Raw genomic sequence first — 17,534 nt, 5'->3', positions numbered from 1 at the left:
TCACAGTAATTATCCGTCAACGAGAAATAAACAAGTTTTTCCCTCAAGCCTTTCAACTTATCCTAAAAGATGAAGCCTCCATAATAGACACCGTCAAAGCCGTTGATGAGGAAATAAAAAAGAAAGCCAAAGTATTTCATATCGGAAAATATAAAAGCTTGCTTCAGATGGTCTACCACCCTATTGAAAAAAGATTTTACAAACAAGTGGCAATCCACGCCAACGTAAAGTCTAAACCATTAAACATAAGAGAAAACCTCACGGCACCGCTCCCAAATGAAACCACAGTAATTTTGATACCCGAAAATGGATGTCAAACAGACTGGGAAGAACCAATTTAGCTTTATGTAAAGGAGGCTTCTACTTTTAAAGGCATGCTAAAGTATTAATATTATCACAAATAAGAACTGAAGAACGAGCAGAAGAAAGCGAACATTCCGTTTATCCTCGAGGTTTCTATTAGCGATGACTAAACGAATGAGGCTTGCACGTTTTAGGGGGCTATTCTTGAAATAGAAGTTCTTGGTATTCAGGGTTTACTTTTCCGTGTTTTTCTTTGAGGGTTCTGGTAATTTTATGCCAGTCCTGGGATATTTTTGGCCATAGTTCGCTGGTCATTAGCTGTTTTGTTACGTACTCTTTTAGTGGTTTTTCTCGTTTTATTTTCCTTTGGTGCCACTCGAAGCTTATGAGTCCTGCTCGTTTTAAGTATTGAATAGTGTGGCCTATTTGGTCGTAGTCGAGTGGATGTTCCATACTTCTTTCTAAGTCTTCCAGTAGGGATTCAACCGTTATTTTGTCTTCTGGGCGTAGACAGATTGTGGCTATAACATTTTGGATGAGCTTTGCAGTCTTGGTGAGGTATATCCCAATCTTTTTGGGTGGGATTAGGGTTTGTTCTAGGCGGTAGCCATACTTCTTGTAAAACCAGCTTTTAATGATTTCAGCTAATGCCACATAGGCGCCAAGGATTGCGGCCAATGCTATGTAGAAGGTTGCTGGAGGCTTTACAAATCTGAAAATTTCTCCTAATGGCGTGTAAGGGAGTATCAGCGCAAATGTTATTATTGCTATGCTGCTGAGGAGCAAAAGTCGACTCGGCTTACTTTTCCAGAAGGGCGACTTCTTTGTTCTAATGGCAAAAATTACAAGAGTCTGTGAAGTTAGGGATTCGATGAACCAAGCGGTTTGGAACAAAGGCTCAGAAGCGTTAAAAATGAAAAGCATTATAAAGAATGTTAGAAAGTCAAAGATGGAGCTGACTGGTCCAAGGCACACCATGAACCGCCTAATGAAGTATATGTCCCACCTTTTAGGCTTTTCAATGTATTCTTGGTCAACCTCGTCCGTGGGTATTGTTAACTGCGAAAAGTCATAGAGCAAATTGTTAAGTAGTATCTGTATGGGCAACATGGGCAGAAAAGGCAGAAACAATGATGCGCCGGCAACGCTGAACATGTTTCCAAAGTTTGAGCTCACACCCATCATGATATACTTCATAGTGTTACCAAATGTTTTCCTACCCTCCAAAACACCCTCATGAAGCACTGTTAAATCATTCTGCAAGAGAATTATGTCAGCGGATTCCTTTGCAACGTCAACAGCGTTTTCCACAGATATGCCAACATCCGCGCTTTTTAGAGATGGCGCATCATTGATCCCATCCCCTAGAAACCCAACAACATGCCCGTTACCTTTTAAAGCATTCATTATTCTGTCTTTCTGGGCTGGTGTAACCCTGCAGAACACATTTGCTTCTTCGACAACTCTTGCGAGGGCGTCATCATGCATTTGGGCAATTTCGCTTCCCGTGACAACTCCTTTTATGTCGAAGCCTAAGTGTTCACAAACTTTTCTTGTTACCAGTTCATTGTCGCCTGTGAGAATTTTCAGCTCTATGCCGGCGTTTTTAAGAAGCTGTAAGGCTTCTCTCGCGGTTTCTTTTGGCGGGTCAAGGAAGGCTATGAAGCCTAAAAACACCATTTCCGTTTCGTCGCCTGCCGTGTAAATGGGTTTGTCCTCCCTTAAACGCTTGTAGGCTACGGCTAAAACCCTGTAGCCCTCAGCGCTGAGCTCAACATATTTTTGCTCGATATTTCTGTGCACTTCATCCGTTATGTCAGCTATAACCTCTCCAACCTCGTAGAAGGAGCAGATCTTAGCAACCTCTTCAGGAGCACCCTTAGTGATCATAAACCGTTGATTTTGATACTCGACAACCACGGAGAGACGTTTACGGGCAAAATCAAAAGGAACCTCATCAACTTTCCTATAACCCTTAACATCCACGTCCCTAAATCTTAGTATGGCCTCATCTAAGGGGCTTTTAAGCCCAGTCTGGTAATAGCTGTTAAGGTAGGAATAAAGCAGAACCTTATCGCTTTCGTTGCCGTCAAGGTCCACGTGCAAGACAAGCTTTATCCGGTTTTCCGTCAAAGTCCCAGTTTTGTCCGTGCATAGGACATCCATGCTTCCAAAATTTTGTATGGCTGCTAATCGCTTGACTATGACACCCTTCTTAGCCATCAACACCGCTCCCTTAGAGAGGTTTACTGAAATTATCATTGGCAGAAGCTCCGGCGTCAAGCCCACAGCCAAAGCCACAGCAAAAAGAAGTGAATCAAGCACGCTTCTCATGTAAAGGGCATTAATGAAAAATACAAAAAGAACAAGCAGAAAAGTCACCTGCATTATCATATAACCAAAACTTCGAATACCCCTCTGGAACTCCGTCTCAACTTCTCTTTCCACAAGCCTCTTCGCAATTTTCCCATACTCTGTATGGCTGCCGGTTTTAACGACAACTGCTGTTGCCGCCCCGCTTACAATAGATGTGCCCATAAAAAGATAGTTGCTCCACCCTGTTATCGACGAGTCATAGGATTTCAGCGGCAAGCTAGTCTTCTCAACGGGAAAAGATTCGCCAGTCAATGCAGACTGGTTCACGAACAAGTCTTTTGCATTTATAACTCGGGCGTCTGCAGGCACAATGTCTCCTGCGGAAAGAAATGTGATGTCTCCGGGAACTATCTCCGCAAGCCTAACCTCTTTTTTAACTCCGTCCCTCAAAACTGTGGCTGTTGTCGCCACCCTCTGCTTCAACATTTCAGCAGCCCTTTCAGCCTTAGACTCCTGATAAAAGTCTAAGACTACGCTGAACGTCACAATAGCAAATATAATAGTTGCATTTATAACCTCTCCAAAAAAGCCGGAAACCAGCCCAGCGATAAGAAGAATTATTATCAACGGACTTTTGAAATGGGAAAGAAAATCAATGACAATTGCTCTCCTCTTTCTCCTAACAAGCTCATTATAGCCAAAAACTTCAAGACGCCTTTCCACCTCTTCAGAGGAAAGTCCATTCAACGAAGTCTTTAAGCGTGAAAGAAGCTCCTCAACCGGCAAAGTTAAAAATTCTTCAGTGCTCGGCAGAGCCCAGCCTAAAACTTCGCCCACATTTGACCTTTCTAAATCCTGACCCATCATCATTTCCACCATCCATTCTCGCCGAACAACCTCCAAAGCTGGGCTCTTACATTTTACAGACATACCCTTCATAAAAATTCTTTCTACAAACCCACAATTAAAACTGACAACAGTTTCGGTTAGGAGACACTAACTGAAATAATTATCGAGAAGCTCGATGGGGTGTGTCAAAGCATTTTAGGGTTAGTATTTGATGCTTAAGTATAGTAGGATGATTAAGGCTGCGAAGGTGAATAGGTCTGGCAGTAGTGCGAAGGGTCCCAAGCCAAACAGTCTGAAGCCGAAAGCTCTTATCACTATTGGATTTGAAGTCAACGCATAAAGAAGAAGTATAGCTGAAAATATTATTAGGCCTATTGTGAACTCTGAGTGGGTCTTTCTGTACATGTCAACATACACAAGTATTAGGAAAGTGAGAATGATGGCGTTTATTGTGGAAATGACTGTTTTAGCTATGTAAAAGAATTCTATGTCCCATGGAATTTCGTATGGAGGGATTTCCGGCGGTTGCCATGGGCGTCTTGGATACCAGAAGGTTGAAGTTGCCCATATAGCAGCTAGTACGGCAGCAACCACCAGAATTGGAATAAGCACCAGTAGCAACCAAGTTTTTGGATTTCGGTTCATTTTATACTCCATTTATTTCGCCTCCTTTTCTACTTTTTCCAAATTTTCCTCACAATCTCCTCAAACAAGGCGTAGTTTTCCTCCATGATTGGAGACAGGAAGTATGTTTTCCCGTATCCTTCACCAGCAGACACAATAAGCCTATTTCTCTCGAGGACTTCCAGATGATGCCTTATGGTTCTGTAATCCATTTTAAGCAGATTTGCCAACTGGTTCGCGTTTTGTGGAGTTTCCTTTAAGGCTTGGATTATTTTTGCGCGTGTCAAGCCCCCTCTGGTGCCAGCTATCAACCAACCGAGAAGATATTTGAGGGGGCGAGTGCCAGCGGACATCTAAGGCAGCTCCAAGCATTCCTATTCTCCTTAGATTTGATAGCTATAGGTGTTTCGTCACCTTTTAAGGTGGAGCTCAATTATGGCGATATTTTGGTTTAATTCTGAAAAACCCTTTAATAAATTGCAAATGATGTATCCGTTGGCGCGCACCGCAATGGTGATGGAGGTGGTTGAAGATAGAAAGGAGAAAAGCCGTAATAGCGTTATTGTTTATGGTTGCAGTTGCAGTAATGGGCGCTGTAATTCTAAATGCATACTCAACGGCCAACACATGTCAACCCATCAACAGCAGTGGAGATATGCAAGGTTGGTTTGGCTGGGGTGGTTTCGGCTTTGCAGAATGGACCAACGGCAACGTGACGGTAGAAAAACCTGCAATACCTCGTGGATGGATGCGTGGACGAGGCTGCTTTAACCGTGGATTCATTGAAGTCAGCGAGGAATACAAGGAAAACGTGATTAGCATAGCTAAAAACGACGCTGATGTCCAAAATCTCCTAAACGATGGGTACAACATTACAAGTGTCAAACCGATAATCAAAATGGTCGTTGAAGGAGACGGCACCGTCGCAACGAAGGCTACAACCGCCATTGTAGTGTTAGAGAAAGACACGGCTGGACGAGCGATGGTTTGGGTAGACTTGGAACAAGGAAAGGTCACGAAAATAGCAATTTTAACATTAACGATAATCGAAAAGCCCTAGTAAACGGCGAGAAACCTTTTCTCTCTTCTCCTTCCCCTTTTATTTTGACAAATCTTGTGTGCACGTTCGATTGTGGCAACATTTTGGTATAATTTTGGAAAATCCTCATATTAGACATGGCTTTTCGCATTAACAAAGCTAACAGTTTGATGGTGAAGGCTTTGGGTGCACTGTCAAGGGCTTTAAAAAATATTTCAAGGAGGAAGGTTCGGACACTATTAGTTGTTTTGGCTTTAGGCTTTTCCATGGCAATTATGGTTTCCATACCGGCTGGCATTATGGCAAACCAAGAGTCAATGCAAAGGATTGCTGAAAACTTCGCCAACACAATCACCGCAATGCAGGAGGAAATAAGCAAAACGGCAACCCTAATCGAGTGTAGCACAACCCCAAGCAGAGGAATGCAGATGTTCAGACCTGACGGCTTCTTTGGCGGCTTCAACCAGACCTATGTGAACGAGACAATAGTGAATGAGATATATTCTATTGACGGAGTAAAAGCAATCATTCCTTTCCTCGAAACGTCCTCAAGCGAAACTATCCAAGAAACTATAAACACTCCCTTCGGAACTCGAACAATTTATAGGCCAGCCTATACGATAATAGGCGTTTATCTTAACGCTTCTATGCTTGCTGAGTATTCGGTGTTGCCGACAAATATTACTGAGGGAGAAAGCCTTTCTGAAGGCGACAACGACTACATCCTCATAAGCTCAAACCTTACCAGTTACTTTGAAGCTGGAGTAGGCGATGTTGTAGAGATTAACGGTGAATATTTCGTGGTTAAGGGCATTTTTGAATCAACAAGCCAAGCTAGAACCGTTTACATGGAACTTTCAAGCGCCCAAAGAGCTACAGGACTCGTTGGGAAGATAAACAAATTATATGTGTACGTGAACGACGCCTCTATTGCAACCCAAGTGGCTGATGTAATTAAGGCGATGTATCCTGAACTCTATGTGACAAGCTATCAGGATCGTTTGGCAAACCTTCAGCGTATGCAAGAGATGTACACGCAGACATTAAGCAATGCTGAGTCTTCCATAGCCCAAGCACAGTCAACTGCAACTCAGCTGATCATAATTGCGGTTGCAGCCACAAGCCTAATCGTATTCTTTGTGATGCTTTACTCGGTCCGTGAAAGGACAAGGGAAATAGGCATATTGAAGGCTCTAGGATTCAGCAACTGGAATATCATGAACCAATTCATGCTTGAGGGCATGCTAATAGGCGTAATAGGAGGAGTTGCCGGGGTCTTAATAGGAAGCATAGCTGCACCGTTCCTATCGTCACTACTGCTCCCACAGCTAAACCTGTTCGGCGCACAGCGTCCTGCACGTCCATTCCAGACGCAATATCCCAGTGTTGGTGGAACACAAAATTATAGTACGGTCACATTGAGCCCACAGCTAATTTTGTTGGCAATCTGCGTGGCCGCAGTTTTAGGCGCTTTAGGAAGCCTGTACCCCGCTTGGAGGGCTTCGAGAATATCGCCTGTGGAGGCGTTGAGGTATGAGTGAGTTTGTATTGGAAACGGAGAAACTTGAAAAAATTTACAGGCTTGGAGGACGAAGTATCCGCGCCCTTTCAGACGTAAACTTGAAAGTGAAAAGGGGAGATTTCGTCTCTATAATGGGGCCTTCAGGCTCTGGCAAAACTACGCTGCTCAACATTCTAGGCTGCCTTGACAGACCGACCGGTGGAAAAGTGATTCTTGACGGTGTGGATGTCACTTTAGTGCCAGAAAAAGAGCTGTATAAGATTAGGCGATACAAGGTTGGCTTTATCTTCCAAACCTTCAATTTACTCCCGTACTTAAGCGCGTTAGAAAATGTTGAGCTTCCAATGGAGGGCACTGGAAAATCAAAGGAGGAAATGCGGAAAAGAGCGCGAGAACTTCTGAGACTTGTCGGTTTAGCTGAAAGAGAAAACCATAAGCCATTGCGCCTTAGCGCCGGAGAACAGCAGAGAGTCGCCATTGCAAGGGCTTTAGCAAACGACCCGGCCATCATACTGGCAGACGAGCCAACTGGCAACTTGGACGCAAAAACAAAATATGAAATAATAAGGCTCCTAGGCAAGTTAAATGTTGAGCAAGGAACAACCATCGTAATGGTTACCCATGATAGTGCAATAGCTTCCCATGCACGCAGAGTGCTCTTTCTAAGCGACGGAAAACTTCTGACAAAAGAGAAAATGGGACTGTTGGCTAAAGAAAAGCTCGCATGTCCCGCCTGCGGCAGAGAGGTTCAAGTAGACCACATTTTCTGTCCTCACTGCGGCAGAAAACTATAAGATGAGGTGAAAAGATGGAGAACACTCAAAAGCTTGGCTTAAAAAGTTTTTCAATAATCCTGCTAATTGCATTAGCCATAACAAGTTTGATTGTGGGAGGAATTGCAGGTTATCTAATTGGCAATTTGTATCTATCCGAAAGAATCAGCAATTTAGAGCATGAACTGTCAATCCTCAAACAGCAGGCTGCAAACCTTCAAACAATGCAGACCATCATTAATAACACGTACATTTTAGGAGAAAACATTTCACTTTCGGATTTATATGAGAAAGTTAAAGATTCCGTTGTAATAATTCGTGGTGTAATGATTCAATATGATGTTTTCCGCCGTCCATACTATACCCAAGTGCAGGGTTCAGGATTCGTCTACAATTTTTCAGGACAAATGGTTGTCATCACAAACTATCACGTAGTTCAAAATGCAATAAACTTAACAGTTACATTCATTAACGGAAATGGGTATGCGGCAACCGTTCTCGGTTCAGATCCCTACGTGGACTTAGCCGTGCTTTCAGTTAATGCGCCCCCATGCGAATTTAAACCCCTTGAAATTGTTAGTTCATCAACGCTGAAAGTTGGCGACGTTGTTGTTGCTGTAGGCAACCCATATGGGCTGGCTGGCTCCATGAGCATTGGCATAGTAAGCGCGCTTGGCAGAACAATAACTGAGGAGCAGACAGGCGGATACCTAATAGCCAACGTCATCCAAACAACCGCTCCATTAAACCCAGGAAACTCTGGCGGGCCCCTCTTAAACCCTCAAGGCCAAGTTGTCGGCGTTACAACAGCCATCGTAAGCGGCTCTCAAGGATTGGGCTTTGCAATACCATCCAACACAATCCTCCGAGAAATCGCCGATCTCGTAACCATGGGCTATTATAACAAGCATCCATGGCTTGGCGCTGCAGGAGTGGACATGAACTATGAAATAGCAAAAGCCATGGGCATAAACGTCACTTACGGGTGGCTTATAACCCAGGTTGCAAATGGGGGGCCAGCGGACAAGGCGGGCTTAAGGGGTGGAACCAAACGCGTCACCATTGATGGAGAGACCATAACTGTCGGAGGCGACATCATAATAGCCGTAAACGGAACAAGAATAATTGACGCAGACGCTCTTTCAACATACCTTGAAGAAGAAACAACGCCTGGACAGACAATAAACTTGACAATAGTTAGGGAAAGCCGAATATTGATGGTTGCGTTGACCCTTGGAACACGTCCATAACATCAAAACCATTCATTGCAAGCGCAGCTTATAGCATAAGTAGTAGGGGCGCTATTAACAGCGCCGTTATACTTGTCAGTTTCATGAATATGTTTAGGGATGGCCCTGCAACGTCTTTCAATGGGTCGCCTACAGTGTCGCCTATAACCGCAGCTTCATGGGTTGGCGTGCCCCTCATCCAGAATTTTCTTTCAACATGCTTTTTGGCGTTGTCCCATATGCCTCCGCCGAAGGTGAAGAAAGACGCTAGCAGAGCTGAAGTTGCCAGTCCGCCCAGCAGCATGGCGCCTAAAGCATATTTACCTAACACTAACCCAACTATGACTGGAGAGGCAACCGCTAAAATTCCGGGCATCATCATCCTTTTAAGGGCTTGTTTTGTGGCTACGTCAACGCACCGGGCATAATTAGGCTTGGCTTTCCCCTCAATTATGTCTGGGTTTTCTCTGAACTGCCTTCTAACCTCGTCAATCATTTGGTAAGCCGTTTTTCCAGCCGCCCCAATGGCAAGAGAAGAGAAGATGAATGGGAGGGCTGCGCCTAAAAGAAGGCCTGCTATGAATATTGGGTTTAAAACGCCTTGGCTTGCTTCATGAAGCTTCACCATTTCGCCGTATGCGGCGAAAATAACGATTGTTGAAACTGTCCCGGAGGCTGTTGCAAAGGCTTTTGTGTAAGCCTTCGTCGTGTTGCCTAAACCGTCAAGCTCCTCAAGGCTTCCACTGCACCTTTCATTTCTGGACATTTTAGCTATGCCGAGGGCGTTGTCGCATATCGGCCCGAAAGTGTCGCTTGACATTATGAAGCCTGCAGCCAAATCTGTTCCAAGGTTTGCTCCCAACACCCCGTAAAGGGAGCAGCCTGTAATTAAATAAGCGAAGACAATGGCGCCTAAAACGAATAGGATTGGCATAAACGGACTTTGGAAAGCGTAAGATAAGCCTGTCAAAACGTTTACGGCGGCTCCACGCTCGGAGGATTCAGCCACCCTCCGGACAACTCTACCATTGATCCCCATGTAATACTGCACGACAACTCCAACGGCTAGGCTCGCCGCTAAACCGCCGACAACACTGTAAAAGACGCTTATGTCTCCCAATGTGACTAAACAGGAAATTAAAGCGCCAAAAACACAGCAGAATGCAGTTATAAGAAGCCCCAAATTAAAGGTCACGACGATCCCTGTCCTCTTCCACACCCTTACGAAGAAAACGCCAATAACCGTCGCTAAAATTCCAGAAGCCCCTAGAAGCAATGGAAAAGCTACAGCGGTTATTCCAAGGCGACCCAGCAGCAAGGTGCCAAGCATGATCGCCGTGATATAATCATCGCTTAGGGACTCGAAGAGGTCTGAGCCTCTGCCCGCGCAGTCCCCAACATTATCTCCAACCAGATCAGCGATAACAGCAGGATTACGCGGATCATCCTCAGGTATATGCTGTTCAATTTTGCCTACAAGATCTGCTCCCATATCAGCTGCCTTCGTGAATATTCCACCTCCAAGCTGGGCGAAAAGCGCGGCAAGGCTTGCTCCAAATCCGAAGCCGACAATCAACGTTGGGTTTTGATAGAGCAGATAAAGGGCTCCAACCCCTATTAGGCTTAAGCCTACAACCGAAAGCCCCATGACAGCTCCACCGCTGAACGCTAAGGCGAATGCCCTCGATGAGGATGAACCAGCCGCGTTTGCTGTCCGCACATTCGCCTCAACAGCCACATGCAACCCTATATAGGCAGCCAATAGAGAAGTAACAGCGCCTAAAACAAACGTGACTGCAATTCTATAGTCAAAAATTGCAAGCGGAATAGTTAACAAGACAATAAAACCCGCGATTGTTTTGTATTGTCGCCTCACGAAAGCCTTAGTGGCTTCTCGAATATAACCAGCTATCTCAATCATTCTAGGGGTTCCAGCAGACTCTTTCAGGATGCCCGAAGCTAGGTAAGCAACAACAAGCATGGCGAAGACTCCAACCGCAAGCACAACACATATTAAGTCCATCTGTCAACGCAGCCTTAACCCCTTAAACCATGTTCCCACGCCAAAAGCAATTACAAGCATAAGCTTATAAACATATCACAGTAACACCGCACACTCCCAAAATGTGAAGCAAATGACCGTAATCCAAACAGCATTCACGAAATAAAACATCAACACCAATAGAAAAGCTTTTTAAGTGATGGTTAGCCCCTCACTTTTGGGCTAAAAGCGTTTAGCCCCATTAAGCTTAGAAGGAGGCGACTGGTTTGCCAAAGAAGGGAAAGAAGAAGGGTGAGGAGAAAAGTGAAGAGAAGAAGGCTGAAGAAAGTAAACCAGCAACAAGCACATGCACATAACATTCAGCTTAAAAATCTCGCAACTTCTTCCCCATTTTTGTTGCTTTGTCATTGAAAGATTTCAGTTAAAGATTTTGAAGGCTACGTAGGCAAAGAAGAAAACTATGCCAGTTGTTAGAAACACGTAAGCGAACCCTAATTTTTCAGCGAGGAATGGGCCTATGAAAGAACCTGTGGCCCCACCCACACCTACCAATGCGTTGAATATGCCTGCCTTTCCCTGAGGCAGAAGCTCCATGGACAACGCAAGTGTGGCAACGAGAAATAAGGCGTAAATGAAACCCATAAGAATCAATATTGTTGTTGCAAGGGCTACTCTGAATGCGAATGGTTGAATAGTGAGTATTAAGAGAAATGTTAACATGCTTCTAGAAATAGCGATTCTGTTTAAAGCAGATTTCTCCACGCTTCTATCTGAATTTCGACATGCCAAGAAGTAGCCTAAAATGCTTCCTGTAGAATTCAGCGCATACAAGGCGAAAACTAAACTCTGCGAGAGGGCTAATCCTTGAGAGAGGAAAACTGGCAGTGGAGTAAAAAGCATGCTTGTCGCCAAGGAGAAAAGGATTAAGCCACCGCAGAAAGCCTTCAAATTTTCCCTCTCGAGACTCTCATTTAAGAATAGTCCATCAAAGATTCTGCAAGCAACGGTTATCCCTTTGCATGCGAAGTCTACAGTCTTCTCCATCGCCACTAAGGCTCTCTCCAATATCAGAATGGGGTCTCTCACTAAAACGGTGGACAAAATGAATGCGGCCAAGTTTAGGCCACTGCATAAAAGCAGAGTGAAAACTGCTCCAATTCCAAGGGCTGACATGAAAAATCCTAAAAGCAGTCCAAAAAGCCACCCGATCTCTGTAAAGCCTTCATAAAGCGCGAAGGTTTTCTCCCATTCCTCACGCGTGTAAAGTTCGGCAATCAACACGTTTTTAGGAGGTTCATGGGCAACATGAAGAACAGACATAATGACATATAGAATTATCAGTAATTCAACATTCGATGTAAACGTGAAAAGGTATAGGATGATCGCCGAAGACAAAAATGATAGGAGGATAAAACGCTTATAACGCCTTGTTTTGTCGCAGATGTAGCCCCAAAAGAATGAGGCTGGAATAGCCAAGAACAGGGCAAGTGCGGACATTACGCCAATGTCGATAAGCGAGCCGCCAATCGCAATTACATATAATGGAAGAAAAACAGATAATAAACCGAAAGCCATTTCATGGAAGATAAAGCCCAAACGCCACATAACTAGATGGCTAACCAACGCACAATTAAAACCTTTACCTTTACACCCAAACATTGTAACGTAACGAAGCGTGAGTCTCCTTTTATGTTTCTAGGATCCGTGGCCGAAAATTTCCACAAGAAACACCACGTATAAGAAGAGTAGAGTTGCTCCTTCCTTCCAGCTTATCCTTTTGTTTGAAATAAAATACCATAGGATTAAAGATGCTATGAGGGCAAATGTGGCTAAGCCCGTGTAGGCTGCCATGTTCACTCTGAAATTTTGACCTATAAAAGCGACTCCGAGGATAAGCGTCACATCTATGAAGCAGCTTCCAACAATGTTGCCTAAAGCAAGCTCAACCTGCCCTTTCATGGACGATTTTAGGCTGTTTGCAAATTCCGGCAGGCTTGTTCCAAAAGCAACTATTGTGGCGCCTATCACCACATGAGGTACTCCCATCCATTCAGCAATGTATGAGGCTGAATCTATTATGAGGTATGCGCTTGCCACAACAACGATCACTCCAGCCATTGTTAAAAGCACATGGCGCTTCAGTTTTCCATCTTTTCGATGGGGAAGAGTTTCGTTTTCGTTTTTCTTCCTCTTTGAGAGTCTGTATATGTTGTATGCGAAGAGTGCTATGAGAATTACGCCTATCATCCTGCTTGCATATCCAATGTAGATGAGGATTAAGGGAACAATTGAAGCTGTGAAAAGCCCAAAGTAAAGCGTTTCCACCTCCTCCTTAACTGCAATGGATGCTTCCGAATTCTTTAAGGACACTATTAAAAATGCTGCCCCAAGTATGAGGCATATGTTCACAACATTTGAGCCTAAAGCGTTTCCAACAGCCACGCCTATATCTTCTACGCCTATTGCTGTTAAAACAGAAACGCTTAGTTCAGGCAACGTTGTAGTCATCGCAACAAGCATAAAACCTATAGTTGTCTTTCCCAAACCAGTTATCTCCGCAACTATAACAGCGTTATCAACAGCCAAATCGCTTGCACGATCAAGAATAAAAAGCGAAACCAAAAAGATAAGGATATTTCCAGCCAAACCAAACCACTCAAACAATTCAATCAACCCCAAAAATCAGTTTAGACATCATAAATCTTCAATGGGTGCAACATGTCTATCATCGCTTTCCCACATGTATAATTTCAACTGAAGGGTTTACCTCAAAAAGATAAAAGTTACGCCCAAAAACTCGAAAATATTTCAACCGCAACCCTTATTCGAGAAAGAACCCTGCCAAGCCTATATTCGAACGTCACAAATCTTAATTAACATCAAAAATCACCTAACAAATATCTTTCACAGCAATCTGCAAGCATAGCATAATTCTGTTAAGAGACGCTAAAAGAAATACGCTGTCATTTTAGATTTTAGGTGGAGGTTTTATTGGGCTTTAATTTTTGAAATTCAAGAAATGTTAAGGCTGAACCTAGTGTGAGAGCTAGCATTCCTGCTACGGGGTATGCTAGCCACAGCCCGTTTAGGCCAAGCAGATAGGGTAGTGTGAGGAGGCAGGGTATTAGAAATATGAATTGACGGGCTGAGGTTACAATTAGGGCTGATGTTGCCTTTCCTATTCCTTGGAAGAAGGCGCTTATTATCACTTCCGACATTGTTAGGAAGGTTATGGCAAAAATTTGTAGCGCGGATACACCTACGCTTAGGAATTCCGGGTCTGTGGTGAACAGCAACAATGTTTGTGTTGGAAAAAGCATGACCGCTACATACCATAATGTTCCCCATGCAAAGCCGACTGATATGGCTTTGACTACGATTTCGCGGATACGCTCTTTCTTTTGTGCTCCATAGTTGTATCCAACAAGCGGAACCACGGCTTGGCTTAAGCCTGTACAGAACGCAAAGTTCAGCCTGTTAATTCTGAATAGAACGCCTAGAACAGCTAATGGGATGGTTCCGAAGGAGGACGCTGCTATGCAGGCTAGTATTTGAGATATGGAAACGGCTATCATCCTCAAAGTGCTGGATGCTCCAACGCTGTAGATTTCAGTGATAGTTCTAAAATCTGGTTTGAAATAGGCGAGTTTAAACCTATATATGGTTTTAAACGCTAAATAAGGTGTTAATAGGGCTGATCCTATGGCGCGTCCTATCAGCGTTCCTAGTGCTGCACCGGCAATACCCAAGGCTGGGAAGGGACCAACTCCAAAAACTAGGATTGGGCTCCAAACTAGGTCGGCTATGTTTGATAAAATTAACCCTGCACTTGCAATGGCTGGGCTTCCCTGAGCCCTAACAAGCTCTGCAGCAACAACCAAAAAGAAGTCCACAGGCATAGAACACGTTTCAACAAACATGTAACTATAAGCGTAGGGAAAAACGTCTTCTGTCGCACCGAAAAGCCTAATCAAGAATCCCAATCCTAATAGGCAGATGAGAGTTGCTAACCCGCTCACAACAAAAAACAGTGTTATGCTGTTGCATACAGCCTTATTAGCTTCATCCCTTTTTCCGGCTCCAAGACGCCTAGCAACCAAAGAAGCGCTTCCAACAGCTATTCCAGCGCCTATAGCCCTATATATCGCCATTAACGGGCCAGCAACAGTCAAAGCGGCAAGTGCTTCCGTGCCGATGCGCCCGCACCATATGGCATCAAATAATTCGTAAAATGCTTCCCCCTCGTTGGCAATAATGGCAGGCACCGAGAAACGTGCCAAAAGCCTAGAAATTTTCTCCCTTCCCATAGCCTCGGCTCTCTGATAATCCAACCTCCTGCTCTCATCGCCCGCCAAACACTCCACCAGCAACAGCCACAAACATCTGCGGAAAGAAGCGCTATACAACAGCTTAACGTTTAAAACTTTCGCTTTGCCTATAAAGGCATCAACCTCAGCACCTTATTCAAGTGACATCTTTAAAAATTTCATAAGTCTTCAGTCGCGTTTCCATTAGCAGCGTCTAAAGATATTTCTTACCTTTTTAAAAGACCAACTTTTGTTAAAACTAAGAGTTTTTAGCGTGCCCGCCCATGAGCACGACGTCAAGACACGCTGCAAAGCGATTTAAGGTTCCACTTTTAAGTCTAAAGTTGTATGTTGGAGTAACCGTGTTCTTTTTTGTCGCTTATGTTTCAATGTTTATTATGTTTGCTTGAAGAGCTGGTATGATGATTTATTATTAGTTAGGTGTGTTTTATATGTTTAGTTCTTCTTTGGCTCGTTCTTTGAGCCTTTGGAGGGCGTATTCTATTGCGTGTGTTCTGTTGGCGAAGCGTTTGGAGGCTACGAGTTTGTCAATCCATGCTAGGAGCTCTTCGTCTAGGGCTATGCTTGTCTTTATTTTCCTCCCCATTGTTTACCTCATTTTGCTCTATTATACCGCAAAGTATTTAAGCAAATATGCTCTATTATACCCTATTGGGGTAGAAAAGAGTATATGGAAAAGACGGGAACAGAATTCATTGAGCCGAGAAAACACGATCTGCTTGAACGTCTTAGGGACTGCTTGGACGATGTTTGTGATCGCTTAGCTGTAAAGTTCGGTTTGTTTGATAGTGCTGGAAGGCCTAGGAAAGCTTTCATTGTGGATTCATTGCTGAGGTTTAGTTGTTTAGGTTGCTTGAGGAAGGCTTTGACGCAGATGCGTATGCGCGATGGTGTAGATTTACTTTACAGGGAAATCCACGATTTTGCAGTGAACCTCTTATCTGGAGCGTTGATGTGCTCTTTGGTGGGTGAAAATCTAAGAGTTTGCTGTGAGGGCCGTGGTGACTATGGAGTTGTCGACGTCGCGGTTAAACCCTGCGGCTTCGGAGCCATCATTGAAGCTAATGCGTCCTTAGTTGTTGTTGAGGTTAAGACTGGAAGGGGCATAAGCTTGGCGCAGCTTTTCAGGTATCTCATGGACCATCCAAACGCCATCCTCATAGTTTGGAGGGTTAGTATGCGCCAGGTTTTCACGTTAAAGGGTGAAAGCCTGGAAAACCTGCTCTGCATGTACATTTCCTCGGCTATAACAAGGGGATTAAAGTTGCTCAACGGTGAAGTGGCAGGCTGCAATCACAGTCTAGACTTCAACGGATCCGCTGCAGTAAGCAACCCACAGAAAATCCTTGACGGTTTCTTCGAAGGCCTAGCTGAAAGCCTTCCAAGAGCCGTCTCAGCTGTTGTTGAAGCCTTAAGGGAGGTTGGCGCGTGCAGGTTGAGGTGAGACGAAAAACGCTTTTGGAAAGCATTATTGAGACCATGCCAGCCCCTTTAAAAGAGGCTTATGACGCGGTTCCAAGGAAGAACTCAGCGGCCCACGAGATATTGAGGCTCCATGTTGCCAAATACCTATGGGACAACGGATACAGGGACATAAGCTTCGAAACGTCAGTTAACTGCGGCTATGGAGAAAGCATATGCGTTGACATTCACGAGAGAACGCTTGGGCTCTTTGTTGAATGCGAAAGAGCACCCGACAAGAAAGCAGTTAGCAATAGGAGGAGGGCTATCATGGACGTTTATCCTACAGCCAAGTTTGTGCTAGCCACACAGGATAGGATGGGCTGGAAAGCCCTAAAACTTGCGGGTGTCGCCGATGAAGTTTGGGTTGTTTGCCGCGACGGACGTGTGTTGACGCCTACGGAATGGGCTGAGGAAAGGAGTAAGACGCTTAAGTCCATACTCAACAGCGTTGAACTTGAGGGTTACATGAACTTTTACAGGCAAGCCGAAGAGGACTACCAGAAGTTCAAGAGGCTTAGCAGCGAGGAAGACCTTTACTGGAGGCAAATCCTCACGCTTGTCTGCATGAATGTCAGCCAGTTCCAGGCTGAGTGGCTTAATAGTGTAAGCATTAGAGGCGTATGGGACAAGCATATAGAAGATGCCAGAAAACGCATGGAAGATGCAAAAACCAAAATCATCTCTAAAGTTATTGAGCTGCTTGACGCCATATTGGCACTGTCATCCCCCTACAGGATCAGACTCTTGGATAACGCAACCATAACCATAGAGGTTGACTGGAATGCATGGCAGTGGCTCGGCTGGAAGGACTACCCTGCTAAGGAGCCGGAAGCCGCCCTCCAATACCAAATACTTGAGGAAAACCTCAAAAAAGAACTAAAAATCGCAACAAAAGATTTAAAACAAAAATTAAAGGGCAGCCCAGCCATATTAAAGCAGAAAATTGAGCGAGATCGCATCATAGAGCAGCTGAAGAGGGACATGGCTGAAATTGAAAGCGCCCTTCCATTGCTGGCGGAGAAAATCCGTACAGCGTTGCTGCAACCCAAAGTACAATAGTCTAAAACAGACGCCGCGACCTCACC

Annotated in this window: 15 protein-coding genes; 7 read left to right on the top strand and 8 right to left on the bottom strand. The window is 44.4% G+C overall.

The annotated features are described in order from the left end of the window. Window positions 1-341, top strand: a 341-nt coding sequence (locus KEJ24_07575) for a hypothetical protein (protein MBS7647681.1), incomplete at its 5' end; no start/stop codon positions are given. Window positions 342-501: 160 nt separating this feature from the next. Here KEJ24_07575 and mgtA read toward each other — a convergent pair. From mgtA to KEJ24_07560, 3 genes are all read right to left on the bottom strand, one after another. Beyond that, on the bottom strand, window positions 502-3,483 hold the full coding sequence (gene mgtA / locus KEJ24_07570) for a magnesium-translocating P-type ATPase (protein ID MBS7647680.1): 2,982 nt from the start codon (window positions 3,481-3,483) through the stop codon (window positions 502-504). Window positions 3,484-3,669: 186 nt separating this feature from the next. Next, window positions 3,670-4,125, bottom strand: coding sequence for a hypothetical protein (locus KEJ24_07565; GenBank protein ID MBS7647679.1), 456 nt, complete (start codon window positions 4,123-4,125; stop codon window positions 3,670-3,672). Between the two features lie 17 nt (window positions 4,126-4,142). Next, window positions 4,143-4,445 (bottom strand): winged helix-turn-helix transcriptional regulator, encoded by a 303-nt coding sequence (locus tag KEJ24_07560; GenBank protein ID MBS7647678.1) that lies wholly within the window; start codon window positions 4,443-4,445, stop codon window positions 4,143-4,145. Between the two features lie 173 nt (window positions 4,446-4,618). On the opposite strand from KEJ24_07560, the gene KEJ24_07555 reads away from it, so the two are divergent. The 4 genes from KEJ24_07555 to KEJ24_07540 all read left to right on the top strand — a co-directional run bounded on the left by KEJ24_07555 (window position 4,619) and on the right by KEJ24_07540 (window position 8,676). Next, window positions 4,619-5,152 (top strand): hypothetical protein, encoded by a 534-nt coding sequence (locus KEJ24_07555; GenBank protein MBS7647677.1) that lies wholly within the window; start codon window positions 4,619-4,621, stop codon window positions 5,150-5,152. A 149-nt stretch (window positions 5,153-5,301) separates the two neighbouring features. After that, complete coding sequence (locus tag KEJ24_07550; protein ID MBS7647676.1) at window positions 5,302-6,672, top strand: ABC transporter permease; 1,371 nt, start codon at window positions 5,302-5,304, stop codon at window positions 6,670-6,672. Next, window positions 6,665-7,447 carry an ATP-binding cassette domain-containing protein gene (locus KEJ24_07545; GenBank protein MBS7647675.1) on the top strand — a complete coding sequence of 261 codons (783 nt, stop codon included), beginning with the start codon at window positions 6,665-6,667 and terminating at the stop codon, window positions 7,445-7,447. The genes KEJ24_07550 and KEJ24_07545 overlap by 8 nt, the downstream gene beginning before the upstream one ends. Window positions 7,448-7,461: 14 nt before the next feature. Next, complete coding sequence (locus KEJ24_07540) at window positions 7,462-8,676, top strand: trypsin-like peptidase domain-containing protein (protein ID MBS7647674.1); 1,215 nt, start codon at window positions 7,462-7,464, stop codon at window positions 8,674-8,676. A 28-nt stretch (window positions 8,677-8,704) separates the two neighbouring features. On the opposite strand, the gene KEJ24_07535 is transcribed toward KEJ24_07540, so the two are convergent. The 5 genes from KEJ24_07535 to KEJ24_07515 all read right to left on the bottom strand — a co-directional run bounded on the left by KEJ24_07535 (window position 8,705) and on the right by KEJ24_07515 (window position 15,571). Continuing rightward, on the bottom strand, window positions 8,705-10,678 hold the full coding sequence (locus tag KEJ24_07535) for a sodium-translocating pyrophosphatase (GenBank protein MBS7647673.1): 1,974 nt from the start codon (window positions 10,676-10,678) through the stop codon (window positions 8,705-8,707). 396 nt (window positions 10,679-11,074) lie between these two features. Further along, window positions 11,075-12,280 carry an MFS transporter gene (locus KEJ24_07530; GenBank protein ID MBS7647672.1) on the bottom strand — a complete coding sequence of 402 codons (1,206 nt, stop codon included), beginning with the start codon at window positions 12,278-12,280 and terminating at the stop codon, window positions 11,075-11,077. 72 nt (window positions 12,281-12,352) lie between these two features. Further along, window positions 12,353-13,321 (bottom strand): sodium:calcium antiporter, encoded by a 969-nt coding sequence (locus tag KEJ24_07525; GenBank protein MBS7647671.1) that lies wholly within the window; start codon window positions 13,319-13,321, stop codon window positions 12,353-12,355. 311 nt (window positions 13,322-13,632) lie between these two features. Next, the gene (locus tag KEJ24_07520; protein MBS7647670.1) at window positions 13,633-15,012 is read right to left on the bottom strand and encodes an MATE family efflux transporter; all 1,380 of its coding nucleotides are present in this window, start codon (window positions 15,010-15,012) and stop codon (window positions 13,633-13,635) included. A gap of 400 nt (window positions 15,013-15,412) precedes the next feature. Further along, window positions 15,413-15,571 (bottom strand): ribbon-helix-helix protein, CopG family, encoded by a 159-nt coding sequence (locus tag KEJ24_07515; protein ID MBS7647669.1) that lies wholly within the window; start codon window positions 15,569-15,571, stop codon window positions 15,413-15,415. Window positions 15,572-15,655: 84 nt separating this feature from the next. Here KEJ24_07515 and KEJ24_07510 point away from each other — a divergent pair, with 84 nt between their 5' ends. After that, the gene (locus KEJ24_07510; GenBank protein ID MBS7647668.1) at window positions 15,656-16,429 is read left to right on the top strand and encodes a hypothetical protein; all 774 of its coding nucleotides are present in this window, start codon (window positions 15,656-15,658) and stop codon (window positions 16,427-16,429) included. Continuing rightward, the gene (locus tag KEJ24_07505; protein ID MBS7647667.1) at window positions 16,414-17,508 is read left to right on the top strand and encodes a hypothetical protein; all 1,095 of its coding nucleotides are present in this window, start codon (window positions 16,414-16,416) and stop codon (window positions 17,506-17,508) included. Before KEJ24_07510 ends, KEJ24_07505 begins: the two co-directional genes overlap by 16 nt. The last annotated feature ends 26 nt before the right edge of the window (window positions 17,509-17,534 follow it).

It is taken from the genome of Candidatus Bathyarchaeota archaeon, assembly GCA_018396705.1.
In the GTDB taxonomy this organism is placed as follows: Archaea; Thermoproteota; Bathyarchaeia; order Bathyarchaeales; family Bathycorpusculaceae; genus DRVP01.
This window is presented reverse-complemented; position numbering and strand designations above follow the sequence as displayed.

Bases quoted from the DNA above. Each gene is read 5' to 3' on its own strand.
- KEJ24_07510 (MBS7647668.1), top strand. From the start codon at position 15,656: ATGGAAAAGACGGGAACAGAATTCATTGAGCCGAGAAAACACGATCTG.
- KEJ24_07565 (MBS7647679.1), bottom strand. From the start codon at position 4,125: ATGGAGTATAAAATGAACCGAAATCCAAAAACTTGGTTGCTACTGGTG.
- KEJ24_07515 (MBS7647669.1), bottom strand. From the start codon at position 15,571: ATGGGGAGGAAAATAAAGACAAGCATAGCCCTAGACGAAGAGCTCCTA.
- KEJ24_07545 (MBS7647675.1), top strand. From the start codon at position 6,665: ATGAGTGAGTTTGTATTGGAAACGGAGAAACTTGAAAAAATTTACAGG.
- mgtA (MBS7647680.1), bottom strand. From the start codon at position 3,483: ATGGGTCAGGATTTAGAAAGGTCAAATGTGGGCGAAGTTTTAGGCTGG.
- KEJ24_07560 (MBS7647678.1), bottom strand. From the start codon at position 4,445: ATGTCCGCTGGCACTCGCCCCCTCAAATATCTTCTCGGTTGGTTGATA.
- KEJ24_07540 (MBS7647674.1), top strand. From the start codon at position 7,462: ATGGAGAACACTCAAAAGCTTGGCTTAAAAAGTTTTTCAATAATCCTG.
- KEJ24_07535 (MBS7647673.1), bottom strand. From the start codon at position 10,678: ATGGACTTAATATGTGTTGTGCTTGCGGTTGGAGTCTTCGCCATGCTT.
- KEJ24_07550 (MBS7647676.1), top strand. From the start codon at position 5,302: ATGGTGAAGGCTTTGGGTGCACTGTCAAGGGCTTTAAAAAATATTTCA.